This is a genomic window from Hyphomonas sp. CY54-11-8, from assembly GCF_000682735.1.
Lineage (GTDB): Bacteria > Pseudomonadota > Alphaproteobacteria > Caulobacterales > Hyphomonadaceae > Hyphomonas.
Window position 1 is genome coordinate 181,409 of the sequence record NZ_AWFD01000037.1, and the last position, 26,161, is coordinate 207,569.

Below are 26,161 nucleotides of genomic sequence, written 5' to 3' on the forward strand. Positions count from 1 at the left end.
ATCCCCATATGATTGGGGTAACCAGAAGGAGAGATTTCATGCCGATCGACATCGGACTGACGGAAGACCAACGGGCCCAATCCGTGGAGGCACTGAAGAAGCTGCTGGGCGAGACCTATGCGCTCTATGCCAAGACCCATGGCTACCACTGGAACGTGACCGGCCCGCGCTTCAACGAGCTGCACGCCATGTTCATGACCCAGTACACAGAGCTCTGGGCCGCCCTCGACGAGATCGCCGAACGCATCCGCGCGCTCGATCATTTCGCCCCGGGCTCCCCCGGTGAGATGACGGACCTCGCCACGATCAAGCCGGACAACGGCATCCCGGATGCCAGCGACATGGTCGCCAACCTCGCCAAGGGGCATGAGGCCGTCAGCCGTGCCGCCAAGCACGGGATCGAGGTGGCCGAGAAAGTGGGCGACGCTGTCACGGTCGATCTGATGACCCAGCGGGCCACGATCGCCGAGAAAACCGCCTGGATGCTGCGCGCCAGCATCTGAGGCATCCGGCCAGCAAAACAAACCGCTTGCGCGGCGGCCAAAACCTCATAACCGTTTCGCTCTTCTGACGGACTGAGACGGGAGATCTGGCGGATGGTCGCTGCGCTTGCAGTTTATATTGTCCTTCAGTTTGCCATCGCCATCTGGGCAAGCCGGTTCGTCAATTCCGAAGCCGATTACTTTGTCGCCGGGCGCCGGTTCGGTGTGCTGATGGTCGGCGTGTCCGTGTTCGCCACCTGGTTCGGGGCGGAGACGGTGATGGGCGCCTCCGGCGCCGTCGCGGAGGAAGGCCTTGCGGGCGGGCGGGCAGACCCGTTTGGCTACACGCTCTGCCTGATCGGCATGGCCCTCTTCCTAGCCTACAAGCTGCGCGATTCCGGCGTCATGACGTTTCCGGACTACATGCAGCTGCGTTTCGGTGCACGGGCGGAGGTCACCGCCGCTGTGCTGACCATCCCCACATCGATTATCTGGGCCTCGGCCCAGCTCCTCGCCATGGGACAGATCCTGTCGGAGACGGCAGGGATAGATCTCGGCTTTGCGCTGTTTGCAGGCGCCGTGATCATCATCGCCTATACGACGATTGGCGGCCTGCTCGGCGATGCGATGACCGACATGGTACAAGGTAGCGTGATGATGGGCGGCCTCGTCATCCTGCTGATCACGGTACTGGCGACCGGTGACTTCTCCTTCTCTCATATCGGGTCGGAACAGATGCAATGGCGTCTCACCGAAGAGGACGGCACGAAGGAAAGCTGGCTCTCCATGATCGACGCCTGGATGATCCCCATTGTCGGCTCGCTCGTGGCGCAGGAGGCAATCTCCCGCTTCCTCGGTGCAAAGTCCGCCAGCATCGCCCGTATGGGCTGCTACCTCGCCTCCGGGCTCTACCTGGTGCTCGGCGCCATCCCGCTGATCATCGGCCTGCTCGGCCATGCGGCAGGGTTCGAGGCCGAGAGCACCGACAGCTACCTGCCGGAACTCGCGCGGCAATACCTCTCCCCGCTTATGTACACCGTGCTGATGGGCGCGCTCGTTTCGGCCATCCTGTCGACCGTGGACACGACGCTGCTGGCCGTCTCCGCCATTGCCAGCCGGAACCTGATCGAGCGGGTGGCGCGCAACCTGCCGGAGCCTCGCAAACTCCTCTTCGGCCGCTCGCTGACCCTGCTGGCGGGTCTCTTCGCCTATGCCATCGCGGCCTCGGGCGAGACGATCAAGGGCCTTGTCGAGATTGCCTCCTCCTTTGGCTCGGCGGGCATAGCCGTCGCGCTGCTGATCGGACTGCATTCCAAATTTGGACGCGAAATGGCGGCCCTCGGGGCCATGGTGGCCGGGGCGCTCGCCAGCTTCTTCGGTGAGGGTATGCCGGCCTGGTTCGTCAGCCTGTTCGACGAGGCAACAGCGCAGTCCATGCCCGGCTGGACGCAGGGCTATGAGGGTTCATACCTGTTTGCCGTACTCGCTGCGTTGGCGGTCTATCTGGTAATTGGCCAGTTGGAATCCCGCGGCCTGATTGGGGATCGAAAAAAAAGCCCGGCTGCGATTGACGCGCCGGGCTTGTGAGTATCGGGTCCCGAAGGGGGAGGAAACGCCCAATCGGAGGAATGATTGGGTAATGCCCGGGACCCTTGGCATGACGCCTAGATAGTCCCTTTTCGCACTTGCACAACCACCACTGCGTCAGATCACTCATGCAATTATGCATGATTAACTGCAGTTAATTTACACCTGCCGCATGGCTGAGCGGCGTAGCTGTTCTGTTTCAGCTGTTACGAAGTCGCGGAAGGCCGCAACCCGCTTCGAACGGCGCAGATCGCTTGGGTAGATAAAGTAGAGATCGAAGATCGGGCCGACATTTTCCGGCAAGACCTTCACCAGCCGCGGCATGGTGGAGGCCATATAGTCCGGCACGTCCGCAATTCCGAGACCGGCATCGACCGCACGGAGCATGGCGAAGACATTGTTCACCTTCAGCGTGGCCGGGCGCGGCGGGGCGTCGTCGCGGCCGACACGGCAGGCAAAGCTCATCTCCTGCAGGGGCGAGCTTTCGTCGCCATAGGCGATGATACGGTGATTATCGAGGTCCTGCGGCGTGCGCGGCATGCCGGCGGTCTTCAGATATTCCGGCGAGGCGTAGAGGTTCGTCGCCACCGTGCCGAGCTTGCGCTGGATCAGGTCTGCCTTGTCAGCGGCCCAGAGGCGGATAGCGCATTCGGCCTCCAGCTTCAGGAGGTCGTATTCCCGGTCTTCCAGGCGCAGGTCGAGGTGCAGGTCCGGGTGCTTCTTCACAAAGCCGCCGAGCCGCGGCACCAGCCAGGTGGACCCGAAGGCCACCGGCGCGGACACAATCAGTTCGCCCTGCGGGGTTTCCTGCTGGTCACGCAGCGCCGTGTTCGCAGACTGGGCTGCCTGCGCCATGTCCATGGTCGAGCGGAACAGTGTGTGGCCGGCATCGGTCAGCACAAGGCCGCGGGCATGGCGCTGGAACAGCGACACGCCCAGCGTTTCCTCCAGCGCCGCGATCTGGCGCGAGACAGCCGACTGCGAAATGCCCAGCCGGTCTCCGGCGGACGTCAGGCTGCCAGCTTCCGCTGCAGCATGGAAAGATCTCAGTTTGCCCCAATCCATCTGTGACTTCTGACCGTTTCTTGTGCCTGCGGCAAGGGCCTAGCCCGCATCCTTGAGCGCCGCTTCCTTAACTGCTGCAACTTCCGGCGAAGCGGCGATGCGCTGCACTTCATCCAGCAGGATGTCGAGATCGGCGCGGGCCGTGCGGTGATTGGTGATATTCACGCGGATGGCGAGGCGCCCTTTCAGCCGCGTGGTCGATGGCGCGGCGCTCCCCTGCTCCTGCAGCTGGATGACGATCTCGTCGTTCATCGCATCGAGCACAGCGTCAGAGAGGCCGGGCTCGGTATAGCGGAAACAGCAGATGTTCAGCGCCACCGGCGCCAGCAATTCGAGGCCCGGCGTCTTCTCCACCTGCTCGCCGAGATATGAGGCCTGATAGCAATTACGCTCGATCATGCGGCCGAGGCGGTCGGTACCGAACTCGGCGATCTGCGCCCACACTTTGAGGGCCCGGAACCCACGTGACAGCTCCGGCCCATATTCAACAGGCCACGGATTACCGCCTGCAAGGCCGCGTGCCTTGGCGGTCAGGTAATCCGGCCGGTCGGTAAAGGCGGCGCGGTGCAGTTTCTCGTCGCGGATGAGGGCGAAGCCAGCATCGTAATTGACGTGCAGCCATTTATGGAAGTCGAAGGCCAGCGAGTCGGCGCGCTTCACGCCGGTCAACCGGCCCTTCACCCGGTCGCTCAGTACACCGAGCGATCCGAAGGCGCCATCGATGTGGAACCACATGCTCTCTTCGGCGGCGAGGTCAGCCAGTTCTTCCAGCGGGTCGATCGCGCCGACATTCACCGTGCCGGCCGTGCCGATCACGATGAAGGGCGTCAGGCCCGCTTCCCGGTCGGTGGCGATGGCGGCCTTCAGCGCGTCCATGTCAATCTCGAACCGGTCATTCGCCGGGATCTTGCGCAGCGCATCCGTGCCGAGGCCCAGGAGGTCAAACGCCCGCGCCACGCAGGAATGCGTCTCGGTCGAGGTATAGCCGACGAGGCCATGCCCGCAGATGCCTTCCTTGCGGCTATGGAAGTTCAGCCGCGCATCGCGCGCCACCTTCACCGCGATGATCGTCGCGATGGACGTACCGGAGACGACGATGCCGCTCGCGGTCTCCGGAAACTCGAACAGTTCCCGGCACCAGGCGACGACCTGCTTCTCGACATAGATCGCGCCATGGTCGCGCCCGCCGACATTGGCGTTCATCGCGCTGGCGGCAATCTCGGCCAGCAGGTTTGCCGGCGTGCCGGAGCCGTGCACCCAGCCGAAGAAACGCGGATTGGTATTGCCCGCGCCATAGGGCAGCAGCGCCTCCATCCGGCCCATCACGTCGGGCACACCCCAGCCCTCGCGGGGCAGCGGAGCCTTCAGCGTGTCCTTGATCTCGCCCGGCAGCTCTGTCCACACGCGGCCCTGGCGCGCGTCCTGCAGCCGGTCGATGGCGGCATCCAGCATGTGACGGGCCTGCGCGCGGAATTCGTCCCAGTTTTCCGGGTCGAGGGATTCCTGCGGTGTCGGCTCTTCAATGGGCTTGTCAGTCATGCGCGCGTAATCACCCGCTTTTAGGCGTTTTGCAAAGCACCGGATGTCACAAGGGTGTCAATAATTTCTATTGGCTCGCCCATAAAATCCGCGCGATCCACGCGATTTCACCCGGTTTGAACTCACGCGTGGGATAGTCGGGATTCAGCGAGGCCAGCGCGATTGTGCGGCTGTTTTTCCGCTCCAGAACCTTCGCCATCACTTCCCCGCCAGTGGTTTTCGCAACGACACGGTCGCCCTTTTTCACCTCTGCCCCGGGGGCAACGATGATCCGGGCCCCCGCGCGGTAGGCAGGCTCCATCGAGTCGCCGCTGATTTCGAGGGCGTAGACCGTTTCCGTGCCGAGGCCGGGGAAGCGCACCTCTTCGCAACCCTGCCCCAAGGGAAAGCCGGCATCGTCGAAATAGCCGTCCCGGCCCGCCTGCGCGAAGCCGATCAGCGGTGCGGCCGCGCCCTGGCGGGCATCGATCGGCGCAGCGAAATCGTCAAAGCCCGAGCAGACCACGTCTAGCACGCGGGCGAGGCTCTCGGTGCTCGGCCAGCGCGGGCGGCCATCGGCGCGCGAGGCCCGAGGGGGCCAGCCCATGATGGGCCGCCAGCTGGTCAATCCCCCGCCAGATATCCTTGTGCCGCATGAGGCCACACTCCGCCATGTTCGCGGAGGCCAGCGCTATAGGATTATTTGCCTACGGTTAAGCGAGGGAGAAGTATCGTCATAGAGCGAATTCCCCCGCGCCAAACTAGTCTCTGGTGAGCTCATACAAGGCGATTGTCGCGGAAACACCGCCTACCAACATGCACGCAACAAGCAACTGCTACGATTGCAATAAGCTATCGTTGTTTAGTGTAGCCCAACGGATCGACCCATCATCACAGAACAGGCTAATATACGCCTTTAAAACTCCTAAGCTGGTGACAGCGATGAACAGCGCACACCAAACGAAGATCCCACGATTTCTGCTCACCGGTTACCCCACCCTCGGGAATCTTCACAACTTCCACTGCGCCCCACGCGGAACATCCCCAAGCAGGTTCCCACCCGAAAGCACGAACACTTTCCCTTCGCCGAGGGCAAAGGCCGTCAGGCCTTCCGGAAAGACTTTGCCGAAGGCGTCGTCGAGGACGTTGAGGCCGCCGGTGAAGGCGCCCAGGGCGGGCATCACCAGCCGCGCGCCGTCGCTGGCGAAGCAGCGGCGGCGGACATTCCGTCCACGGCCTTTCACTTTCGCAACGGGATGGAGGTGCCCGGCGACCTCGCCCGCCTCCCCTTCCGGCTCGTGCCGGAAGACGAGCGGGCCGAGGTGAACCGTCTTCTCCGCCCGGCCGCCCAGATGCGCCGGCGGGTCCGGGTCGTGGTTGCCTTCCACCCAGATCCAGTCATGGGCAGAGGTCAGCGCGCGGATGCGCTCCGCATAGGGTTCCGGCAGGCGCAGCTCGGCCGCACGGTCGTGAAAAGAGTCACCAAGCGAGATGATCGTCTGCGGCATCAACTGCGCACACAGCCGCTCGACCACGCCGAGCGTCGCGCCCGTGTCATAGGGCGGCAGCATCTGGCCTCGCGCGGCGTAGGAACTGCCCTTCTCAAGGTGCAGGTCCGAGACGACCAGCAGGCGCTGGCCCGGCCACCAGAGGCCGCCCTCCGGCAGCGGCACGAGCAGCTCGCCCGCAAGATGCAGGAAAGTCTCTTCACGCCGGTTTGCGAGGGCTGCGGTCATGGGCGAACTCTGGACCGGCTCGCAAAACCGGTCAAATGCCGAATGCCGCCACGCGTCCTGCTGCCAAAGGCGGCCCGAGAAGGACGTTCAATTTTCAATGAAATTTCCCCCTCCGTTTGACGCAGAAATTAGGGCCGCTCTGTCATGATGGGCTCGAATTCGGGAATCTGGGCGGGACTAGTTCTGAAAACCGGCAAGTCTCTGTCTGCCCCTCATGGAGGCGGCGCCCACACAGGCGGATCTGCGGAAATGTCCCGCGGTTTTTCACTGTACCTGGACGCTATCCGCTTTCTCGCGGCCGTTTTCGTCTTCGTTTCGCACGCCGGCCATGCGCGCTTCAGTGATGGCTTCCTGAACCGGCTGCGCCAGCTGGACATGGCAAGCGATGCGGTCATCGTCTTCTTCGTGCTGTCCGGCTTTGTCATTGCCTATACGACGCTGGCCAGAACACGCGGCGCGCAGGTTTTCGCCGAAGCGCGGCTGGCCCGCCTTTATTCCGTTGTCATTCCGGCGCTGATCCTGACCTTCGCGCTGGACACGGCAGGCACGATGTTGTTCCCGCAGACCTATCACGCCGCCTGGTACAATGATGCCGGGCGCGCCGAACAATACCTGAAGGCATTTTTCTTCAGTACCCAGATCATGCCCGAAAACATCCGGCTCGGCTCGAATGCGCCCTTCTGGTCAGTCTCGTACGAGGCCTGGTACTACCTCGCCTTCGGCATCGCCGTGTTCGCGAAAGGGCGGATGCGCGCCCTGCTCCTGGCGGCCGTTGCTCTGGCAGCGGGGCCGCGGATCCTTCTGCTGGCGCCCGCATGGGCAATCGGCGTAGGCCTGTTCCTGCACCTGCGGGCTGGAGGCGCGGAGCGGGTGTCGCGGCCGATGGCGCTGATTTTTGCCGCGGCGCCGCTGGGGCTGTACGCCGGCATGCTGGCCGGCGGTGTGCCGCTAAAGCTGACATCGGTCGCGATCGATCTGGGGCTGACGCCCGGTCTGCTCGGGTTTTCCGACAGGTTCGTCTGGGAAAACCTGCTTGGCCTCCTGATTGCGGTGCACTTCCTTGGCGTCTACTGCCTGTCCGGGCAAGCGCAGTGGATGTCCACGCGGGCCGGGCATCTCATCCGATGGTGCGCAGGCGCCACCTTCTCGATCTACCTGTTCCACTTCCCCATTCTCAGCTTCCTGCATGCGCTGCCGGGCTATGACGCCGCCAACCCGCTCCATGTTCAGATGCTGCTGGCCGCGACGCTGGCCGCCTGCTTTGCGCTCGCGGAAGTGTCGGAACGGCGGCTGGATGTCTGGAAACGGATGGTCAGCGCGCTTCTCCAGCGGCTCACCGCCCTCCCGGCGGCCGAGGCGCGCGGCACCTGAGGTTCGTCGCACCGGGCCAAGGTATTTATGGTGTATACACGGTGTTGTTCATGGTCCCGGGGACCAATCTATCCAACACCTAATCGATGCGCATGGCGTCGCGCACCAGCGTGTCTTCCGCCTCGCTGAGGATCGCATCCTGCACGCTCGCGCCGAAGACGGGCTCCTTCCCGATCTCCAGCATCACGGGCACGGCAAAGGGGCTGATCCGGGTGAGCGGCACATGGTCGATCTTGCCCTGGATACGCACCAGCATCTCACCAAGACGCCTGACGTCGAGCAGGCCCGTCGCCGCATCCTGCCGTGCCGCCTGCAGGAGGACGTGGTCCGGCTCATGGCTGCGCAGCACGTCATAGATGAGGTCTGTGGAAAAGCTCACCTGCCTTGAGTTCTTCTCCTTGCCCGGCAGGTTCCGGTGGATCAGGCCGGAAATCTGCGCACACTGGCCGAAGGTGCGCTTCATCAGCGCGCTCTCGTCCAGCCAGGCTTCAAGGTCATCGCCCAGCATGTCCGGATGGAACAATTCTTCCATGTTTGCAGGACTCAAATCTTCCATACCCCAGACGGCCATCGCGTATTCGCTAGCCACAAAACCAGTTGGTTTGGCACCAATCCGCTCCAGCCGCCGGGTCAGCAACATGCCGAGGGTCTGGTGTGCAAGGCGGCCTTCAAAGGGGTAAGTGACGAGGTAGTGCCGGTCGCCGCGCGGAAAGGTCTCGACGAGAAGGTGATCGGGCGGCGGGATCTCGGAACGCAGGCGCTGGATCTCGAACCATTCCTGCACTGGCTGCGGCAGGTGGCGCCATTCAGCAGGGTTGTGGATCATGTGGCGCACGCGGTCGGCCAGGAAGGTCGTCAGCGGGAACTTGCCGCCATTGTAGCTGGGGATCGCGGGCCGGTCGCCGGTCGCGCGGAGGACCAGCGCGTCCAGCCCCTCGATGCCGACAAGGCGCAGCACTTCGCCGCCAAACAGGAACGTGTCGCCGGGGGTCAGCTGCGAGAGGAAGTATTCTTCCATCTCGCCCAGCTTGTGGCCGGCCCGAACCGCTCGCGGCTCACCTGCTGTGGGTTTGCCGATAAAGCTCGCCATCCGCACCGACAGCATGGGCGCCTCAACGATGGCGCCGACATTCATCCGGTGCGCCTGCGCATCCCGCGGCGTGCGCGCCACCCAGCGCCCGTCGGGCCGGCGCACGATGCGGTGATAGCGGTCATAAGTCTTCAGCGCGTAGCCACCGGTGGCAACAAAATCGACAATTCTTTCAAAGACTTCCCAGTCCAGGTCCTGATACGGCCCGGCACGGACGATCTCGTCATAGAGCTCCGCAAGATCAAACCCGTCGCCGCAGGCGCGGCCCATGACATGCTGGGCCAGCACGTCGAGCGCGCCCTGTCTCAGGCCTTCGCCATCGATCTCGCCTGCCTCCACGGCGGCCTCGGCGGCGCGGCATTCCAGCACTTCGAACCGGTTCGTCGGCACCAGCACGGCGCGGCTCGCCTCGTCCATCCGGTGGTTCGCCCGGCCGATGCGCTGGATCAGCCGCGCGGCCCCCTTGGGCGCGCCCATCTGGATGACGAGGTCCACCTCCCCCCAGTCGATGCCAAGGTCCAAAGTGGACGTGCAGACAACGGCTTTCAGTTTGCCTGCCGCCATCGCCGCCTCGACTTTTGTGCGCTGTTCCCGCGACAAGGAGCCATGGTGCAGCGCGATCGGCAGGCCGTCCTCGTTCACGTTCCACAGCTCCTGGAACATCAGCTCCGCCTGGCTGCGCGTGTTGACGAAGACCAGTGTCATCGTCGCGCGCTTGATGGCCTCATAAACCTCAGGAACGGCGAACCGCCCGGAATGACCGCTCCATGGAATACGCTGATTTGAAATGAGAATATCGACATCTGCCGAGACGCCGCCTTCGGCCTGCAGGATCCGCACGCCCTTGCCATCGCCGCGCACATCCAGCCAGTCGGCAAGGCCCTGCGGGTCCCGCACCGTGGCGGAGAGGCCGAGGAAGCGGCAGGCCGGCGCCCACTGCGCCAATGTCGCAAGGCCAAGGGAGAGCAAATCCCCCCGCTTGGAAGCCGCGATGGCGTGGATCTCGTCCACGATCACGCATTTGAGGTCGGCAAAGAACTCTTTCGCATGGTCGGACGCGATGAACAGGGCGAGCTGTTCCGGCGTGGTCAGCAGCACGTCCGGAGGGGTCTTGCGCTGCCGCTGGCGCACATGGGAAGGCGTATCGCCCGTGCGCGTCTCGATGCGCAGGCCGAGCCCCATCTCCTCGACCGGCATCATGAGGTTCCGCTGCACATCCGTCGCCAGCGCCTTCAGCGGCGAGATGTAGAGCGTGTGCAGCGCCGGGATGCCGGAATTCTTGCGCGCGCCTTGCTGGCTGAGCTCGATCAGGCTGCCGAGGAAGCCGGCCAGCGTCTTGCCGCCGCCCGTCGGCGCGATCAGCAGCGCGCTCTCGCCAGCGAGCGATACCTCCGCCAGCGTCAGCTGGTGCGGCCGCGCCGACCAGCCGCGCGCGCCGAACCAGCCTGCGAAAGGCTCGGGCAAGGTAAATGCGGGAGGATGGGCGCTGTCTGGCATGGCTTCAGATTAAACTACCGCAAGACACGGCATTTGCGGGTTTTTTTCCAGTCACTTTCCGGCAAGGTGAGGCCTTCTCCCCAGCTGATGGAAACCCGATGCGCCCTGCCTTCCTGATCGCCCTGCCCCTGTTTGCCCTTCCGGCCTTCGCTGAAACACCGCTGGAAGCCGCCCTCTCCGCACCGGCGGAAGGGCCGGCCTACAAGTTCGACCTGAAGCTCGAAGGTGATGACCTGAACGCTGAGGCGCAGGTCGACCCGTCCTTGCCGGAAGGCGAGCGTCTGGTGCTGATCTCCCCCGCCGCCGACACACTGGAGGGCGACGCCGCAGAGCGCTACGCGGACCTGAAGGCCAACACTTCCGGTGACAAGATCTGGTGCAGCAGCTTCAAGGAGAACATTCCTGCCGACGCGAAGATGATTTCGGAATCCGGCGAGGCCGCCGTCTACAGCTTCACGCCCTTGCCCGGCGACGATGAGGAAACCGCAAAAGTCTACAAGCATCTCACCGGTCGGGTGACGGTGTCCAAGGACGCGCCCGGTATCCTCGCCTTTGAGATGTTCGCTGAAAAGCCGTTCAAGCCTGCCATGGTCGCAAAGATCGACAGCTTCAGCATGAAGGCGAATTGCGCCCGCGCCCCGGATGGGCGGACGTACATCCAGGCCTTCGCGCTGGACATAAGCGGCAATGCGATGATGCAGCCCTTCAGCCAGTCGGAGCGGCGCGAAGTGACCAATCTCGTGGCCCTGCCTGACTCGGCAGACACCGCGCTCGGCCAGCGCTAGGCCCTGGTCCGCCGCTACTCCGTCAGCCCGTACTTCGCCAGGATCTCTTCGCGGATCGCCTGAATGGCCTTCTCGCTGCGCGCGCGCCGGCGGTCGATCTCAGCTTCGATTTCAGCCTCGGCAGCATCGCGCTGCGCGGTGACAGCGGCCCGCTCGTCTGCGGCCGCCTGCAGCGCCATCAGCACATCGCGCGTGAAATTGTTGATGTTGAACCGGGCCCCGCCGATCACATCGAAGCCGCGGCGCACGATAACGGCATTCATGCTGGGCACGATGACGACATACTGTCCGCGATTACCGGCCATGTAGAACGTGTCCGCCGGCACGCCTTCCGCATCCGTCATCAGCCAGAACTGGGCGCCGTAACCCGGGCCGCTGGCCGGCTGGGCCGGTGCCGGAGCCTTCACGAAATCGACCCAGCCTTCCGGCAGGATGCGTTCGCTGCCCCACATGCCGTCCTGCAGGTAGAGCTGGCCAACACGGGCGAGATCCCGCGCCGTCGACCAGACCTGGCTGGATGAGATGAAGTCGCCATTCCAGTCCACTTCCATCGTGGTGTGGCGCGCGCCGATCTTGTGCAGCACAGCCTCGTACGGGAAGCTGTGGAACTTGCTGTCATCCTCCAGCGCCTCCCGCAGGGAGCGCATGGCGATCAGCGTATCGTCATTGGCATATTTGAACCGCTTGCCGGGCATCGCCTCCATCACTTTGGACGCCGCCTGATCCACGACGCGCCCGCCGCCGAAATAGAGCCGGTCGGTGCGCGAACCGGATTCGCCGCTGTCCAGGCCGCTGGCCATGTGCATCAGATTGCGGATTGTAATGTTGCGGCGCGGGTCGGCGCCGGAATCCCAGGCTTCGATCACGGCCGGATAATCGATATCGATCATGCCCTGACGGCGCGCGGCGCCAAGCACAGTGGCGGTGATCGACTTGGCAACGGACCAGGTCCGCTGCGGCGTTTCATGATCGATCCCGCGGGCATAGCGCTCGGCCACGATCTGGCCGTCCTTGACCACAACCACGGCGCTGGTGCGCGTGCCATTGCCATAGGTGCGTTCGTCAAAGGCGAAAGAGACCGGAATGTCGAGACGCTCTGCCTCTTCGGTCCGCAGGCTGACTTTCACATTGGACCCGATGGCACTGCCCCGGTCCTCACCGGTCGCTTCCGGCCAGGCCGCGAAGCGCGGCAGGTAGCCGATCATGATTTCATCAGCGCCTGCCGGCAGCTGGGTACAGCCAAAGCCTGGCCGGTAAACCGCCATGCGCGGCGGCATGGAGCGGTCATACTGCACACTCACCGTCTGCTCGTTCAAGTCGATCTTCGCGTCGGGCAGCTGGTTAAAGGCGCGGCGGTAGTCGGTGTAGATGCCGTCGAGGTCGTTGTCCTCGATCGTCTCCATATCCATGCCCGCAACGAACGTGTCGGAGCAGATGAAGCTCGCTTTCCAGCCAGCTGCCAGCGATTTGTCCATCAGGTCCGTATTCCCGCCCTCCTGGGCGAAAGATGGCATGGCCATCAGGGCCAGCGCGATAGCGGAGGCAAAAACGGAACGGGCTGGCTGCATGTTGGAAAACTCCCTCTTCTCCGGGGGAAGTCTATGCACAGGCTTTCGTGTCGCAAGTGTGGCAACTCAGTTAGAATTTGGAAAAATCTCTGAAAATTCAGGGCGAGGCATTTCTGCCGGGGTTGAAATTGACCGAACCCCGCCTTCCCTGCCGCCAACGGACCGCTACATTAACCGCATGCTCCGCCCGGACCTCCTGCTGCAGCCAACGCCAAAAGGCCTTTATTGCCCGCCGGGGGATTTCTATCTCGATCCCGTGCGCGGTGCAGTCGGCCGGGCTGTCATCAGTCACGGCCATTCCGATCACGCCCGCGGCGGCCATGGCGCGGTACTGTCGCATCCGCACACGCTGGCTATCATGGCGGCGCGATACGGAAAGAATTTCGCGAAATCCACGCAGGCGCTGGAATATGGCGAAGTCATCGACATCAATGGCGTCTCGGTCTGGCTGACGCCCGCCGGGCACATCCTCGGCTCTGCCCAGATCACCGTGGAATACAAGGGCCTGCGGATGACCTTTACCGGCGACTACAAGCGCCGGTGGGACCCGACCTGCGCCAGTTTCGAGCCCGTCGACGGCACGCATGTCTTCATCTCCGAAGCGACCTTCGGCCTGCCGGTTTTCCGTCATCCGCCGACCGAGCACGAAATGGGCAAGCTGCTGCGCAACATCGCGGACTTCCCGGACCGCACGCACTGTGTCGGCGCCTACTCCCTCGGCAAGGCGCAGCGGATGATCCGTCACCTGCGCCTCGCCGGGCATGACGCGCCGATCTACATCCATGGCGCACTGGAAAAGCTCTGCGCGGTCTATGAAGATGCCGGCGTCCCGATGGGCGACCTGCGCCCGGCCACAACGGACGATACATCCAAAGCTGCCCGCGAAGCCTTCCGCGGCCAGGTCGTGATCGCTCCGCCGGGCTCGTTCGAAGGGACATGGGCGCAGCGCTTCCCGGATCCGCTGATCGGTTTTGCTTCCGGTTGGATGAGCGTGCGCCAGCGCGCCAAGGCGAGCGGCGTCGAGCTGCCCCTGATCATTTCCGACCATGCCGACTGGGACGAGCTGACCGGCACGGTGCGGGACGTGAATCCCGACGAGCTGTGGGTCACCTATGGCCGGGAAGATGCGCTGGTGCGCTGGGCCATGCTGGAAGGACGCCGCGCCCGGCCGCTGCGCCTGGTGGGCTACGAGGAAGAGGCCGGATAAGGGGGCGGTGAGCGATAACAATTAGTTGCATCGACTTGCACGCCCCTCGGCTTTACGCCTCAAATCAGTTTCAAATTGGCACCGGAAGGACATTTATGCGTATCAAAAGCTCCCTTCTCAGCATGCTTACCCTGACCACGCTTGGTGCATGCGCAACGCTACCCAGCGCACAGGAACAACTGGAAGCTGCAAACCTTGAAAAGGCGATCTGGTGTATGAATGTCATTGAGGTGGAGCTTGACCTTGAAACGGCCGGCCGCGAATGCATCGCTGACGGCTATATCCAGCATTCGCAGCACGTCCCTGATGGCAAGGATGGCTTCCTTGCCTATTTCGCCGGACGCATTGAGAAATTCCCAGAGATGCATGCAGACGTCAAACGCGCCGCTGCGGATGGCGACCTTGTCTGGCTGCACGTCCATTTCAAGGCGGAACCGGACTCCCGCGGCAATGCCGTGATCCATATCTTCCGTATGGAAGACGGTAAGTTCGCAGAGCACTGGGGCGCAAGCCAGCCGGTGCCTGAAACCTCGCAGCATGGGAATTCCATGTTCTGAGGACACATTCCCTCCTGCGTCTGACTGGCCATGACGATCAGGCCGGTTGACCCCGCCTGCGGCACCGGCATTAACTGCGCACTACGGTGTTCCAGAAGGGGATTTCAGAATGAAACGCCACCTGCTTGCCGGTGCTGCGCTGATCGCGCTGAGTGCCTTGCCCGCTTGCGATGCAGTCCGCCTGCCGGGAATCAATCCGGCGGGCCAGGAAGAGCCCGAAGCCGCACCCGCGACCGAAATGACCGAGAGCGATTCGGATCTGCTGATGGCCGAACCTGAAGCAGACTCTGCAGGCATGGGGGAAACGCCAACCGTCGATCGGGACATGCCTCTTGATGAGGTGCAGGAGGAAACGCTCCTGTCCCCGGAAAGCATTGTTGGCGAAGAAGCGGATGCCGAACCAGAAGTGGACGAAGACGAAAGCGAGGACGCCGCCATCGCGGTTCCCGGCCTGACGTTGGCCGAGTTGAACGCGGTGCCTTGTGGCCTGCCGGCGGACGCCCCGCCCACCCTGACCGTCGGCGCGGTCGCCGGCGCCACCGAGGTCGAAGAGACCGCCGTCGGCGCCGAAGCAGTGAACGGCCTCGCAGCCAGCCTCGCCAGTTTCCCCGGCATTGTGAAGCTGGAGCCCGTGAAACCGGCCCAGGATGGCATGATCGCCACCGGCCATTGCGGCGCGGTGCGCATTGCGGACCACTGGCTGGCGACGGCCGCCCACTGCGTCGACGAGCCGTTCGATCAGCTGCGCATCATCGGCACGGCTGAAAATCTGAGTTCACCGCTGGCCCACACGACCGAGGGGGAGTTTGCCATTTGCCATGGCGGCTATGCCGGCACGGCAAATGGATATGCAAACGACCTCGCCCTGATCCGCCTGTCTGATGAGGAAGTGGAGGCGCTGGGTGATGTGCCCGTCGCCCGCTACGGCGCGACGGATATGCCGCTGGCGCCTGCGAATTATCAGACCGCCGAGATGGCGGGCTGGGGCCTGACGCATTTCGGTGGGAAGCTGTCGAACAGTCTTCTTGCCGCCAGCATCCGCATCACAGGCACCGGTCCTGCAACCATCTATGTCGCCAGCCAGGCAGGTGCCGGTCCCTGTGTCGGCGACAGCGGCGGGCCGCTCTACGTGACCGAGGAAGACGGTTCGAAGACCGCGGTCGGGGTTCTGTCCGTCGTCGAACAGAACCGTGAAACCGGGCAGTTCTGTGCCGGAGACTATAATGGCCGCTACACAAACCTGCAGGGCTATTCGGGCTGGTTGAGCGATGTGATGGCGTTGTGCGACAGCGACGAGGATATTTGCCGGTGATACGTAATCTGATTCTACTCGCGGCCGGGTTCGTTCTCGCGGCATGTGCCAGCCGCAATGCGGATGAGGCGGATAGGTACGCGCCCCTGCCCGCCCGGCCGGATGCTGCATACGAGTTGCCGACCGGCGGCCCACACTCAATCAGCATTTCGATCATGGACTGCCAGACGGCTGGATGCCCGGTCGTGAACGTCCTGCTGGACCCGGACAATTACTGGCAGCGCTCAGCGGAGGACGGCGCCTATTCCGGCATCGCGCCGGGGGATCTGTACGCCGCCGTGAAGACAGCTTTCGAAGATCAGGGCTTTGACGATATCGACAGCGTGCTCGACATCACAAAGGACATTCCGGCCCTCTGCCCGCAATACCTGCAGCGCGGCCGAGTCTATTACATCCACCTTGGCCGGGGGGATACAGGCCAGCGGATCAACTATGACACCGGCTGTTCCGGCTCGCTTGATGCCCGGCGCGCAGAATTTGTGACGGAGGCTCTGGCGGAAATGTCAGATCTCACCCACATATTCGAAGGGGCCGTGACCGTGGAGGACGACATGGGCGACGAAGAGTAAACGACCGGATTTCCCGGCTTCCGGCTTAAGCCTCCGGAAGCCGGACGGTCTTTGTCTGGATCCCGACTTCGCCTAGATCCCGACTTCCATCATTTTCTGCCAACCCGGCCGGGCTTTCATCTTTTCAAGCCACGCCTTGGTCGCCGGCCTGTTTTCCAGCACGCCCTGCGCATCGGACATGAGGATCTGGAATCCCATCAGGCAGTCCGCAGCGGTGAACCGTTCGCCTGCGAAATACGGATATTTGGAAAGGTGCGCCTCAATCGTGTCCGCCGCCTTTTCCCGTTCCGCCGCCATCAAGGCCTTTGCGGGATTGCCGGTCATGTCCACACGGGCAAAATAGACCTGTAGCAAGCCCGGAAGGAACACGGCGCCCTCGGCCGCGTGGATCCACTCAAGATATCGCGGAAACTCCGGAGAGCTGGGACGCGGGTGCAGGTGATAGTCGGTGTCATACCTGCCCATCAGGTATTCCGCGATCGCGCCGGTTTCCGCAATCACGACATCGCCGTCCTCCAGCAAAGGCGATTTGCCCATCGGGTGGATTTTCAACAGGTCCGGCGGCGCGAGGTTCGTCACCTCGTTGCGCTTGTAGTGAACGATCTCGTGCGGCACACCGAGTTCGGCCAGCAGCCAGACGATCCGTTGCGACCGGGATGCGTTAAGGTGATGGAGCTTCAGCGTCATGTGGCGTTCCCTCTCGATGCCCTGATTTAATCGCGCACCGAGGCTTCCGGCGCTGTTATGCGTCGCATTTGGCCCTATGTATCAGTCCATGCAAGCTTTTGCCGACCTGCTCGAACGCCTGCTGCTGACGCCTTCGCGGAATGGCAAGCTGCATTTGATGACGGTCTTCTTCGCGAACGCGCCAGATCCTGACCGGGGCTATGCCCTCGCTGCCCTCACCGGCGAGCTGGACCTGAAAAGCATCAAGCCTGCCGCGATCCGCGCGCTGGCAGAAGAGCGGATAGACCCGGTCCTGTTCAACATGTCGTATGACTATGTCGGCGACCTTGCCGACACGGTCAGCCTCGTCTGGCAAGGAGAGCATGGGGTAAACCGGACCCCGCCCCTCTCCGAGATCGTTGAAACCTTGCAGGAGGCCACACGCGCCGAAGCACCGCGCCTCGTAGCCGGCTGGCTGGACGGGCTGGATGCGACTGGCCGGTGGGCGCTGCTGAAACTGATCATGGGCGGCCTCCGCATCGGCGTGTCAGCGCGCATGGCCAAAATGGCTTTGGCGGACTTCGGCGATGTCGACATCACAGAGATTGAGGAAATCTGGCACGGCCTCGCGGCGCCTTATGAGACCCTGTTTGCATGGCTGGAAGGAAAAACCAGCCGTCCGTCTCCGGATATTGCCGCGCCCTTCCGGCCTGTTATGCTGGCCCATCCCCTGATCCCGAAAGCGGACCGGGACAACCCGGACGCGGTAGACCCGGCGCTCGTCACAGCGGACAGGTTCGCCGCCGAATGGAAGTATGACGGCGTTCGTATCCAGGCGTCCGTTGAAGGTACGGTCCGGCGCATCTACACCCGCACGGGCGACGACATTTCCCACACTTTTCCGGATGTGCTGGCCGGCATGAATTTTCAGGGCACGCTGGACGGGGAGCTGCTGATCCGCACGGAGGACGGCGAAGGCGTCGCGTCCTTCAATGCGCTGCAGCAGCGTCTGAACCGGAAGACGGTCACGAAGCGGCTGATGGAAAGCCATCCGGCTTTCATCCGCGCCTATGACCTGCTGCACGATGGCCATGGCGACCTTCGCGCCTTGCCCTTCCGGCATCGGCGTACCGCGCTCGAAGACTTCATCGCCAGGCATGGAACGGAACAGCTGGACCTTTCGCCGCTCGTCCCCGTGGCGAACCTCAAAGACCTCGATGACTTGCGCATGAACCCGCCAGCCCCCGAAATCGAGGGCCTGATGCTGAAACGCTGGGACAGCACGTATGTGGCCGGACGTCCGGCGGGCCTTTGGTACAAATGGAAGCGTGATCCGTTCCTCGTCGATGCCGTGCTGCTCTACGCCCAACGGGGCCATGGCAAGCGCTCTGGCTTCTATTCCGATTTCACCTTCGGTGTCTGGAAGGACGAAGCGCTGACCCCCGTCGGCAAAGCCTATTTCGGCTTTACGGATGAGGAGTTGAAACAGCTCGACAAATTCGTCCGTGAAAACACGATCGACCGTTTTGGACCTGTGCGGTCGGTCACGCCGGAAATCGTCCTGGAAGTTGCGTTCGAAGGCCTGCAGCGATCGGCCCGTCACAAATCCGGTCTCGCCATGCGGTTCCCCCGCATCAACCGCATCCGCTGGGACAAACCCGCTGAAGAAGCCGACCGGCTGGAAACGCTGGAAGCCATGTTGCCGGAATAGGACGCGAATAAGAAAAGGCCGGGCGCAAAATACGCCCGGCCTTCAGTAAGTCTGGAATTTCGTCTGTTATCAGACGGATTCCTTGAGTTCCTTCGCAACGCGGAAAGCAACTTTCTTGGAAGCCTTGATCTTGATGGCTTCGCCGGTTGCCGGGTTGCGGCCCATACGGGCCGGACGCTTGCGCACTTCCATCGTGCCAAGGCCCGTGAAACGGACTTTTTCGCCCTTCTTCAGGCGCTTCGTGGTCATGGTGACCAGATCGCCCAGAACAGCTTCGGTCTGCTTTTTCGTCATGCCATGCGCTTCGGCCAGTTCAGCAGCCAGCTGGCGCAGGGTGACGGTGACGACCTTCTTCGGAGCAGCAGCCGTTTTCGCAGCAGTGCGTGCAGCAGGCTTTGCGGCCGGCTTCGCAGCAGCAGCCCGGGTCGTTGCCGGCTTAGCGGCGGGTTTCGCAGCGGCCTTCTTGGCCACAGGTTTCTTTGCCATGAGCAAATTCCTCTATTCCGACTCAAATGAGTCGGCAGGCGAATAGCGTAAAAATGCCGGCCTGCCTTGCTTTTTTTCAGTTCGACGCAATTTTCTACACACACAAACCCTGCCACATGGGTGCTGATGAAACCGCGTCTTCCACTTCTCCTTGTCGTCTTCGGAATCCTTCAGCCGCTCTCTGGCGCGATGGCGCCATGGCTTGGAATTGGCACACCCATCGGGGATGCCACACGCGGAATGCAGGCACCGGAACAGCCCCTGCCCGCCTTCTTTTCCATCTGGAGCCTTATTTTTGGGGCATATATTGCCTTTGCCTACACCACATGGCGCCATCGTGAGCCATGGATGTTGCGCGTCGGCGCACCGCTCGCGCTGGCGGGTGCAGCAAACATTGCGTGGATGTTGAGCGCGCAACTGATCGCTTATCAGCCACTCGATTTCCTGCTCCTGTTTCCCATCGCGGCCTTGTCCTGGACCGCCGCGGCACGTTTCGACCACATGCGAGGCATGGGCGGAAGTGTCGTAAAATTAATCGCAGACGCCGCCACCGGCCTGCTTTCCGGCTGGATTCTCGTTGCCATCAGCATCTCCGTCCCCCTGCTGATTCGTAATTTCACGAGCTATGGCCCAACCGATCTTCCATGGCAGATGCTATGGATCTTTTTGGCAACTGCTGCGTTGGGATCGTGGGTCTTTGCGCGCTATATCAGCCGCAGCCTTTGGTTTTTTGCGGCCCTCGCCTGGGGCCTGATGGGCGTTATCGCCAATAACTGGACGGTGACGGGCATGGGGTGGCTTGCCATCATGACTGGCGTGTCCGGGGTGCTGATCCTCGGCCTGCGCCTGTTGCGCGGCGCAGACGGAACGACTGTCCCAGCCGGAATTTGATACGGAGTACAAAATGGATTTTCTGAACAATATCGACTGGGAAGCCCAGCTGGCGGAACATTGGCCGGTACTTGCAGGTTATGCGCTGAAAGCCGTCGGGGCCTTCATTGTCCTGATCATTGGTCTCCGCATTTCCGGTTGGGTGGCCAGCATGGTGCGCACGCAGGCCACGAAGCGACCGAATATTGACGATACGCTCGGCAGTTTCTTCGCCTCCATCACGCGCTGGTTCCTGACGGCAGCGACAATCATTGCCGCGCTGCAGCTGTTCGGCGTTCAGGCAACCAGCTTTGTCGCCATACTCGGCGCCACGACACTGGCCATTGGCCTCTCGCTGCAGGGCGCCCTCGGCAACATCGCATCGGGCATCATGATCTTGCTTTTCCGTCCCTACAGCGTCGGCCAATATGTCGAACTCGCCGGCGAGGGCGGCACGGTGAAGGACATCAATCTGTTCCAGACCATCCTTGCCTCCCCCGACAATGTTCAGATCATCGTCCCCAACAGCCAGGCGATTTCTGGCGTGATCCGCAACTATGCCGGTTATCCGACACGCCGTGTCGATCTGGTCTTCAGCGTCGATTATGGCGATGGCCTGGAGAATGCGATGGAGGTGATTGAACGGGCGGTGAAAGCCGACGACCGTGTGCTCGCAGACCCGGCGCCCGTAGTGCGCGTCAATACGCTGGGCGCCAGCTCAGTCGACATTGTGGCCCGTCCGTGGGTGAAAACGCCGGACTATTGGGAAGTCCGCTGGACCCTCACCAGAACGGTCAAGGAAGCCCTGGATGCTGCTGGCATCTCCATCCCGTATCCACACCAGGTGAATATCACGCGAGAGGTCAGCTGAAGTCAGTTGTGGCACGCCACGCCGCATGACAGAAGATTTGCATGAAGCTGCAGATAGACACCACAGGCTGGCCGGTATGGGCCACAACGATTGAACCCTATGTCGAGAAATGGGGGTTCGTGCTCCTTTCGGCCATCGCTGTGTGGATCATGGCCGGGCTGGCACGCCGACTGGTTCTGCTGATCGGCAAACGGGCCCTGTCCAAGGACAAGGAGTTCGAGGGGTCAAACTGGGACCTTGCGGCCTCCATCACCCGTGTGTTTGCCCTGATCCTGCTCAGCCCCATTCCGCTCGGCCTTGCCGGGTATGACTGGGAAGCCATGGTGGAGCAACGCGGACCGGGTGCCGTCGGGGCCGTGGCAATCCTCGTGGTCGCGGTGATCATCGCCAATGGGACTGCCCGTTCATTGCGCCGGTTCGGACGGAAAGCGCATCGGCGTACTGGCGCGGACGACACGCTGTTTGCTTTTGCCGCGTCGCTGTTCAAATACCTGATCTTTGCTGTTGCGATCGTCTTTGCGCTGACACAACTCGGCTTCCCGACGGCATCGCTTGCCGCCTTGCTCGGCGCAGCTGGCCTGGCCATCGGTCTTGCCCTGCAGGACACGCTGAAGGCTGTTGCCGCCGGGATCATGCTGGCAATCTTCCGGCCGTTCCGGATCGGTGACTATGTCAGCGTGGCCGGGCTCGATGGTGAAGTGATCGACATCACGCCTTTCCTCACGCAGGTGAAGCAGATCGACAACAAGATCGTCTCCATCACCAATGACAAGGTGTGGGCCGAACCGCTGATCAACCACACCCGTCAGACACGCCGGCGCCTCGATCTCTATTTCGACATTTCCTACGATGACGATATGGACCTTGCCATGCGCCTGGTCCGGGAAGTCGCTGATGCGCATCCGAGAATTCTGGCGGACGATGAAACCTGGGTAGGAATTCACGCCCTCGCTTCTTCCAGCGTCCAGGTTCGCTTGCGCGCCTTCGTGGCGACACCTGAATTCGTCGATGTCCGCGCAGATATCACCAAGGCCGTAAAAGAAGCCTTCGATGCCAATGGCGTAACAATCCCGTTCCAGCACGTTGTCTATGTTCCGTACAAGGCACCGGCTGATGCCAATCAGAGTGCTGCGGCAGCGCCGCCACCCATGGCCCCTTCGGAAGATGACTGACCTTCCCCCCACTAGCGATCCGGCACCGGCGTCCGCTCCGCTGGAGAAGCCCGGCAAGCCGCCGAAACGCCCGCTCCTGCGGCGCCTGTTCGGGATCAGCCTCTGGGGCGGCGTGAAGCTGACCGGGCTTTGCATTCTGGTCGGCTTTTTCGTGATGGCGGCAAACTTCAATCCGGCCGCTCCGGATGCAAACATTCCGGCCGCCCTGGCGGCAATTGCAAAACAGACACTGGCTGCTGCGGGCTGGGCGATCCGTAATTTCTGGAAGCCTGCGCTCGCCGGAGCCACCATTGTCCTGCCACTCTGGATACTCTGGCGCCTGGTCAGCCTGCCATTCCGCAAATAGCAAGCGATCTGTTTTCGCTGACGCCGCGATACGGGCTGTTCAGTCCGGCTGCCCGTCCTATGATCTCTCCAAAACAAGCAGAGATCTCGGGAGGATCATCATGGACACATCCAAACTCATGTTTCGCGACGGCCTGATGAAGGATGAACGCATCCTCATCACAGGAGGCGGCACCGGCCTTGGCAAGGAAATGGCCGAAGGCTTCCTGAAACTCGGCGCGGAGGTGCACATTTGCGGCCGCCGCGGCGGCGTGTGCGAAGAAACAGCGGCCGAACTCATAGAAAAGCATGGCGGCAAGGTCGTGCCGCATGCCTGCGATATCCGGGTCGCCGAAGCGATCACGGACATGAACGATGAGATCTGGTCAAAGCACGGGGCCCTAACGGGCCTGATGAACAATGCCGCAGGCAATTTCATCTCGCGCACGGAAGATCTTTCCATCCGCGGCTTCGATGCGATTTCGAACATCGTGTTCCGCGGTTCGTTCTACATGACGCACGACATCGGCAAGCGCTGGATCGACCAGAAGCGCAAGGGCAGTGTCTGCTCCATCCTGACGACCTGGGTCTGGAATGGCGGGCCATTTGTCGTGCCCTCGGCGATGTCGAAGGCGGCAGTGAACACGATGACGCAATCCCTCGCCGTCGAGTGGGGCCGCTACGGCCTGCGGTTCAACGCGATCGCACCGGGGCCCTTCCCCACCAAGGGCGCATGGGCCCGTCTCTCGCCGGACTCCGGCACGAGCAGCATGGAGCGCTCCACCGCCAACCCGATGGGCCGCGTGGGCGAGATGCATGAGCTGGTGAACCTTGCCGTCCTGCTGATGGCGCCGGGCGCCGAGTACATCAACGGCCAGACCATCGCGATCGATGGCGGCATGTACAACGCCTCCGGCGGAAACTTCAGCGCGCTGGCCGCCTGGAGCGACGAGCAATGGACCGCTGCCCGCGAAGCCATTGAAGGCGCGAATGCAGAGGACAAGGCGAAACGAACCGTGTAGGTTGCGAGCGTTTCGCAATACCAGAACGGACCAGAATGACGACAGAGACGCAGAACACCGATGGGGGCGGCATCCAAGCGCTGGCCGCCCGCCTCTCTGAACTGCAGGCGGACCGGGAAGGCCTGATCGCCGGCCTCACCGGTTCCGTCGCCTCCGGCAAGACCACACTTGCCGGGGCGCTCGCCGACGTGCTGGACGATACGCTGGACGTCGCAACCGTTTCGACAGACGGCTTCCTGTACCCGAACAGCGTGCTGGCTGAGCGGGAGCTGACGCTTCGCAAAGGCTTCCCCGAAACCTATGACCATCAGGCCCTCGGCGAGGCGCTCCGCACCCTTCGCACGGGCGAAGCCGCCTTTCCGGCCTATAGCCATGTCATCTATGATGTGGACCCGGCTCTGACACGCGTCATCGCCCAGCCGGACGTCCTGATCCTGGAAGGGCTCGGCTTCCAGCCATTGTCGCCGCCCCCGCGCGAAACGCACGAACCGGACCTGCTGATCTATCTTGATGCCAGCGAGGACGACCTGCTTGCCTGGTTCCTGGAACGCTTCGTGCGCCTGTGGAACGCCGCACGGGAGGATCCGTCATCCTTCTATGCGAACTTCCTGCACATGTCGGAACCGGAGCTGCTCGAATTCGCTCAGTCCGTCTGGGAGCGGATCAACCTGGCGAACCTCAGAGAAAATATCGCCCCGCTGAAACAGCGGGCCGATATCGTTCTCTTCAAGACCCGCGACCATACTATCACGATCGCGGAAGACAGGCTGCTTTGACAGCCTAGAGGGTCGGGTCGATCAGGTATTTCTCGCCGGTCGCCTTGGCATTGTAGGCGTGCAGTGTTTCCAGATCGAGCGCATCGGCCAGCGAGATCGTCTTCGTATAGTGGCTGGCAAAGGTCGTGTTCAGTTCGTCTATGACGCGCTTGTACATGCGTGCACGCACTTCCGGAGCGGCCTTTTCCAGGAACGGAGTCAACAGGTAGCCGCTGAGGTTCCAGGCAAAGCCGACGCCGGCCGGAACGATGGTCGGTGACATGTCGAGTCGGCCATAGATATAGACCTGCGTTTCAGTGCCAGAGCCGTAGCGGGAATATTCCTTCATCTTGCGGCTGGCGGCCGCTTCCATCGCGATCAGCAGCTGTCCGGCCAGCGGACCGCCACCGATGGCATCGAAGCCCATTGTGGCGCCTGTCTCGACGAGGCCATTGATCAGGTCTTCCATGAAAGTCGGCGAGGTCGAGTTGACGATATGCTTCGCACCGATGCCGCGCAGGATTTCCGCCTGCTCTTCCTTGCGGACGATGTTGAGGATAGGCACGCCGTCCTTGAGGCAGATCTTGTTCAGCATCTGGCCGAGGTTTGAAGCGGCAGCGGTATGAACCAGCGCCTCATGCCCTTTGGCTTTCATCGTTTCCACAAAGGACAGCGCCGTCAGCGGGTTCACATAGCAGGATGCCCCCTGCTCTGCCGTCGTGCCATCCGGCAGGGCCATGCACTGCGAGACATGCAGTGTACGGTATTGCTGGTACATGTTCCCGCCAAGGCAGGTAACCATCTTGCCGAGCAGGGCCTGTGCTGCCGGGGAGTCGCCCGCGGCAATCACGGTGCCTGCGCCTTCATTACCAACGGCCAGCGACTGGCCAAGCCGGGCTTTCATGGCACGTAGTCCGCCCTCCGGCACATCGGCAGAAATGGTCGGATTGTCTTTCGTGCCACCCTGAACGGCGGTCGACATGTCAGCACCGCCAACCAGGAGGCCCAGATCGGACGGGTTGATCGGCGTGCCTTCAACACGAACCACAACCTGGTCCGGGCCGGGCGCTTTTACAGGCGCCTCGGCGAGGGAGAGTTCGAGTTTGCCTTCCGGCGTCACCAGCGTGCGGATCTGGAGGCTTGTCTCGGGAAGTTGGTCAGCCATCGGGTATTCCTCTCTAAGGGTTTGAATTTTTGAATGTGTGTCAGGGCCTTATAATGACCTTACCGACAACTTCGCGGTCCGTCAGCAGGCGCCACGCTTCGCGCCAGTCCTCCAGCGCGATCTCGCGGAAGACATGCGGATGTACTTTGCCTTCATTGGCCCATTTCCGGATTGCGGCCTGGTTTGCTCGCCCCCGCTCCGGGAACTGGCGGCCATATTCTCCGGCGCGCACGCCGACAACCGAGAAACCCTTGATCAGCGGCATGTTCACTTTGACTTCCGGAATGCGGCCAGATGTGAAGCCCACCACCAGCAGGCGTCCGTCGAAGGCGATACAGCGCACGCTTTCATCGAAAACGTCCCCGCCGACCGGGTCGAAGATGACGTCGGCGCCTCGCCCGCCCGTCAGCGACTTCACCTTGTCGCGAAAACCTTGGCTGACATTGATGCCGTAATCCGCGCCGTATTCCAGCACCTTTTCAAGCTTGGCGTCGGAGGCAGACGTGGCAATGACGGTCGCGCCAAGCAGCTTGCCGACATCAACCGCCGCCATGCCGACCCCGCCGCTGGCGCCATGCACAAGCAGGGTCTCGCCCGGCTGCAAATTCGCTCGCACGACCAGCGCCACATAAGCGGTGATGTAGGCCGCCGGAAATGCGGCGGCTTCGGCAAAGGAGAAAGGCGCAGGCTTGGGCGACAGGCTCGCTGCCGGCAGCACGGCGTATTCCGCATAGGCGCCGGTCTTGTTGCCGCCGATCACTTCGTCGCCGGGTTT

General features: G+C 62.5%; 24 protein-coding genes and 1 pseudogene. 15 read left to right on the plus strand and 10 right to left on the minus strand.

Annotated elements, in window-relative coordinates:
• The first annotated feature begins 38 nt into the window (after positions 1 to 38).
• Positions 39 to 503 (plus strand): Dps family protein, encoded by a 465-nt coding sequence (locus tag HY17_RS17970; protein ID WP_051600285.1) that lies wholly within the window; start codon positions 39 to 41, stop codon positions 501 to 503.
• Between the two features lie 93 nt (positions 504 to 596).
• The gene (locus tag HY17_RS17975; protein WP_051600286.1) at positions 597 to 2,069 is read left to right on the plus strand and encodes a sodium:solute symporter family protein; all 1,473 of its coding nucleotides are present in this window, start codon (positions 597 to 599) and stop codon (positions 2,067 to 2,069) included.
• Between the two features lie 159 nt (positions 2,070 to 2,228).
• Here the strand turns inward: HY17_RS17975 and HY17_RS17980 are convergent, their stop codons facing one another.
• From HY17_RS17980 to pdeM, 4 genes and pseudogenes are all read right to left on the minus strand, one after another.
• The gene (locus HY17_RS17980; protein ID WP_034769208.1) at positions 2,229 to 3,134 is read right to left on the minus strand and encodes a LysR family transcriptional regulator; all 906 of its coding nucleotides are present in this window, start codon (positions 3,132 to 3,134) and stop codon (positions 2,229 to 2,231) included.
• Between the two features lie 39 nt (positions 3,135 to 3,173).
• Positions 3,174 to 4,673 (minus strand): pyridoxal-dependent decarboxylase, encoded by a 1,500-nt coding sequence (locus HY17_RS17985; RefSeq protein WP_051600287.1) that lies wholly within the window; start codon positions 4,671 to 4,673, stop codon positions 3,174 to 3,176.
• Between the two features lie 67 nt (positions 4,674 to 4,740).
• A pseudogene (locus HY17_RS17990) lies at positions 4,741 to 5,308 on the minus strand (helix-turn-helix transcriptional regulator).
• Between the two features lie 354 nt (positions 5,309 to 5,662).
• Complete coding sequence (gene pdeM, locus HY17_RS17995; RefSeq protein WP_034769211.1) at positions 5,663 to 6,388, minus strand: ligase-associated DNA damage response endonuclease PdeM; 726 nt, start codon at positions 6,386 to 6,388, stop codon at positions 5,663 to 5,665.
• 249 nt (positions 6,389 to 6,637) lie between these two features.
• On the opposite strand from pdeM, the gene HY17_RS18000 reads away from it, so the two are divergent.
• Positions 6,638 to 7,759: an acyltransferase gene (locus tag HY17_RS18000; protein WP_065383248.1), complete on the plus strand. Its 1,122-nt coding sequence runs from the start codon at positions 6,638 to 6,640 to the stop codon at positions 7,757 to 7,759.
• 79 nt (positions 7,760 to 7,838) lie between these two features.
• Here the strand turns inward: HY17_RS18000 and HY17_RS18005 are convergent, their stop codons facing one another.
• On the minus strand, positions 7,839 to 10,346 hold the full coding sequence (locus HY17_RS18005) for a ligase-associated DNA damage response DEXH box helicase (protein WP_034769215.1): 2,508 nt from the start codon (positions 10,344 to 10,346) through the stop codon (positions 7,839 to 7,841).
• A 98-nt stretch (positions 10,347 to 10,444) separates the two neighbouring features.
• Between HY17_RS18005 and HY17_RS18010 the strand changes: the two genes are divergently transcribed.
• Positions 10,445 to 11,131 (plus strand): hypothetical protein, encoded by a 687-nt coding sequence (locus HY17_RS18010; protein WP_034769216.1) that lies wholly within the window; start codon positions 10,445 to 10,447, stop codon positions 11,129 to 11,131.
• Positions 11,132 to 11,145: 14 nt separating this feature from the next.
• On the opposite strand, the gene HY17_RS18015 is transcribed toward HY17_RS18010, so the two are convergent.
• A complete protein-coding gene (locus HY17_RS18015) occupies positions 11,146 to 12,699 on the minus strand; it encodes a serine hydrolase (RefSeq protein WP_081813221.1) in 1,554 nt (517 codons plus the stop codon).
• A gap of 178 nt (positions 12,700 to 12,877) precedes the next feature.
• Here HY17_RS18015 and HY17_RS18020 point away from each other — a divergent pair, with 178 nt between their 5' ends.
• The 4 genes from HY17_RS18020 to HY17_RS18035 all read left to right on the plus strand — a co-directional run bounded on the left by HY17_RS18020 (position 12,878) and on the right by HY17_RS18035 (position 16,344).
• Positions 12,878 to 13,906 (plus strand): ligase-associated DNA damage response exonuclease, encoded by a 1,029-nt coding sequence (locus HY17_RS18020; RefSeq protein WP_034769217.1) that lies wholly within the window; start codon positions 12,878 to 12,880, stop codon positions 13,904 to 13,906.
• Between the two features lie 95 nt (positions 13,907 to 14,001).
• Positions 14,002 to 14,463 carry a nuclear transport factor 2 family protein gene (locus HY17_RS18025; RefSeq protein ID WP_051600288.1) on the plus strand — a complete coding sequence of 154 codons (462 nt, stop codon included), beginning with the start codon at positions 14,002 to 14,004 and terminating at the stop codon, positions 14,461 to 14,463.
• A gap of 109 nt (positions 14,464 to 14,572) precedes the next feature.
• The gene (locus HY17_RS19745) at positions 14,573 to 15,775 is read left to right on the plus strand and encodes a trypsin-like serine protease (protein WP_051600289.1); all 1,203 of its coding nucleotides are present in this window, start codon (positions 14,573 to 14,575) and stop codon (positions 15,773 to 15,775) included.
• A complete protein-coding gene (locus tag HY17_RS18035) occupies positions 15,772 to 16,344 on the plus strand; it encodes a hypothetical protein (protein WP_155843672.1) in 573 nt (190 codons plus the stop codon). Before HY17_RS19745 ends, HY17_RS18035 begins: the two co-directional genes overlap by 4 nt.
• Positions 16,345 to 16,416: 72 nt before the next feature.
• Here the strand turns inward: HY17_RS18035 and HY17_RS18040 are convergent, their stop codons facing one another.
• Positions 16,417 to 17,031 carry a glutathione S-transferase family protein gene (locus tag HY17_RS18040; protein ID WP_034769226.1) on the minus strand — a complete coding sequence of 205 codons (615 nt, stop codon included), beginning with the start codon at positions 17,029 to 17,031 and terminating at the stop codon, positions 16,417 to 16,419.
• Between the two features lie 88 nt (positions 17,032 to 17,119).
• Here HY17_RS18040 and HY17_RS18045 point away from each other — a divergent pair, with 88 nt between their 5' ends.
• Positions 17,120 to 18,721, plus strand: a complete 1,602-nt coding sequence (locus HY17_RS18045; RefSeq protein ID WP_034769318.1) for a cisplatin damage response ATP-dependent DNA ligase — start codon at positions 17,120 to 17,122, stop codon at positions 18,719 to 18,721.
• 69 nt (positions 18,722 to 18,790) lie between these two features.
• Here the strand turns inward: HY17_RS18045 and HY17_RS20080 are convergent, their stop codons facing one another.
• Entirely contained in the window at positions 18,791 to 19,207 is a 417-nt protein-coding gene (locus HY17_RS20080) for an HU family DNA-binding protein (RefSeq protein WP_034769228.1), read from the minus strand.
• A 240-nt stretch (positions 19,208 to 19,447) separates the two neighbouring features.
• On the opposite strand from HY17_RS20080, the gene HY17_RS18055 reads away from it, so the two are divergent.
• From HY17_RS18055 to HY17_RS18080, 6 genes are all read left to right on the plus strand, one after another.
• Entirely contained in the window at positions 19,448 to 20,098 is a 651-nt protein-coding gene (locus tag HY17_RS18055; RefSeq protein ID WP_139068774.1) for a hypothetical protein, read from the plus strand.
• A gap of 13 nt (positions 20,099 to 20,111) precedes the next feature.
• Entirely contained in the window at positions 20,112 to 20,948 is an 837-nt protein-coding gene (locus tag HY17_RS18060; protein WP_051600290.1) for a mechanosensitive ion channel family protein, read from the plus strand.
• A gap of 41 nt (positions 20,949 to 20,989) precedes the next feature.
• Positions 20,990 to 22,120 (plus strand): mechanosensitive ion channel family protein, encoded by a 1,131-nt coding sequence (locus HY17_RS18065; RefSeq protein WP_051600291.1) that lies wholly within the window; start codon positions 20,990 to 20,992, stop codon positions 22,118 to 22,120.
• A complete protein-coding gene (locus HY17_RS18070) occupies positions 22,113 to 22,466 on the plus strand; it encodes a hypothetical protein (RefSeq protein WP_051600292.1) in 354 nt (117 codons plus the stop codon). The genes HY17_RS18065 and HY17_RS18070 overlap by 8 nt, the downstream gene beginning before the upstream one ends.
• 100 nt (positions 22,467 to 22,566) lie before the next feature.
• Positions 22,567 to 23,466, plus strand: a complete 900-nt coding sequence (locus HY17_RS18075; protein WP_034769232.1) for an SDR family oxidoreductase — start codon at positions 22,567 to 22,569, stop codon at positions 23,464 to 23,466.
• Positions 23,467 to 23,501: 35 nt separating this feature from the next.
• Positions 23,502 to 24,242 carry a type I pantothenate kinase gene (locus HY17_RS18080; RefSeq protein ID WP_051600293.1) on the plus strand — a complete coding sequence of 247 codons (741 nt, stop codon included), beginning with the start codon at positions 23,502 to 23,504 and terminating at the stop codon, positions 24,240 to 24,242.
• 4 nt (positions 24,243 to 24,246) lie between these two features.
• Here HY17_RS18080 and HY17_RS18085 read toward each other — a convergent pair whose 3' ends face one another.
• Positions 24,247 to 25,386, minus strand: a complete 1,140-nt coding sequence (locus HY17_RS18085; protein ID WP_034769233.1) for a zinc-binding dehydrogenase — start codon at positions 25,384 to 25,386, stop codon at positions 24,247 to 24,249.
• A gap of 40 nt (positions 25,387 to 25,426) precedes the next feature.
• On the minus strand, positions 25,427 to 26,161 hold a 735-nt coding region (locus HY17_RS18090; RefSeq protein ID WP_034769234.1), incomplete at its 5' end, for an NADPH:quinone oxidoreductase family protein.

Coding starts and splice junctions, on each gene's coding strand:
- HY17_RS17985 (WP_051600287.1), bottom strand. CDS start 4,673: ATGACTGACAAGCCCATTGAAGAGCCGACACCGCAGGAATCCCTCGAC.
- HY17_RS17975 (WP_051600286.1), top strand. CDS start 597: ATGGTCGCTGCGCTTGCAGTTTATATTGTCCTTCAGTTTGCCATCGCC.
- HY17_RS18075 (WP_034769232.1), top strand. CDS start 22,567: ATGGACACATCCAAACTCATGTTTCGCGACGGCCTGATGAAGGATGAA.
- HY17_RS18025 (WP_051600288.1), top strand. CDS start 14,002: ATGCGTATCAAAAGCTCCCTTCTCAGCATGCTTACCCTGACCACGCTT.
- HY17_RS20080 (WP_034769228.1), bottom strand. CDS start 19,207: ATGGCAAAGAAACCTGTGGCCAAGAAGGCCGCTGCGAAACCCGCCGCT.
- HY17_RS18015 (WP_081813221.1), bottom strand. CDS start 12,699: ATGCAGCCAGCCCGTTCCGTTTTTGCCTCCGCTATCGCGCTGGCCCTG.
- pdeM (WP_034769211.1), bottom strand. CDS start 6,388: ATGACCGCAGCCCTCGCAAACCGGCGTGAAGAGACTTTCCTGCATCTT.
- HY17_RS18065 (WP_051600291.1), top strand. CDS start 20,990: ATGAAGCTGCAGATAGACACCACAGGCTGGCCGGTATGGGCCACAACG.
- HY17_RS18045 (WP_034769318.1), top strand. CDS start 17,120: ATGCAAGCTTTTGCCGACCTGCTCGAACGCCTGCTGCTGACGCCTTCG.
- HY17_RS18085 (WP_034769233.1), bottom strand. CDS start 25,386: ATGGCTGACCAACTTCCCGAGACAAGCCTCCAGATCCGCACGCTGGTG.
- HY17_RS18070 (WP_051600292.1), top strand. CDS start 22,113: ATGACTGACCTTCCCCCCACTAGCGATCCGGCACCGGCGTCCGCTCCG.
- HY17_RS18080 (WP_051600293.1), top strand. CDS start 23,502: ATGACGACAGAGACGCAGAACACCGATGGGGGCGGCATCCAAGCGCTG.
- HY17_RS18055 (WP_139068774.1), top strand. CDS start 19,448: ATGCAGGCACCGGAACAGCCCCTGCCCGCCTTCTTTTCCATCTGGAGC.
- HY17_RS18005 (WP_034769215.1), bottom strand. CDS start 10,346: ATGCCAGACAGCGCCCATCCTCCCGCATTTACCTTGCCCGAGCCTTTC.
- HY17_RS17970 (WP_051600285.1), top strand. CDS start 39: ATGCCGATCGACATCGGACTGACGGAAGACCAACGGGCCCAATCCGTG.
- HY17_RS17980 (WP_034769208.1), bottom strand. CDS start 3,134: ATGGATTGGGGCAAACTGAGATCTTTCCATGCTGCAGCGGAAGCTGGC.
- HY17_RS18060 (WP_051600290.1), top strand. CDS start 20,112: ATGGATTTTCTGAACAATATCGACTGGGAAGCCCAGCTGGCGGAACAT.
- HY17_RS18010 (WP_034769216.1), top strand. CDS start 10,445: ATGCGCCCTGCCTTCCTGATCGCCCTGCCCCTGTTTGCCCTTCCGGCC.
- HY17_RS18000 (WP_065383248.1), top strand. CDS start 6,638: ATGTCCCGCGGTTTTTCACTGTACCTGGACGCTATCCGCTTTCTCGCG.
- HY17_RS18020 (WP_034769217.1), top strand. CDS start 12,878: ATGCTCCGCCCGGACCTCCTGCTGCAGCCAACGCCAAAAGGCCTTTAT.
- HY17_RS19745 (WP_051600289.1), top strand. CDS start 14,573: ATGAAACGCCACCTGCTTGCCGGTGCTGCGCTGATCGCGCTGAGTGCC.
- HY17_RS18040 (WP_034769226.1), bottom strand. CDS start 17,031: ATGACGCTGAAGCTCCATCACCTTAACGCATCCCGGTCGCAACGGATC.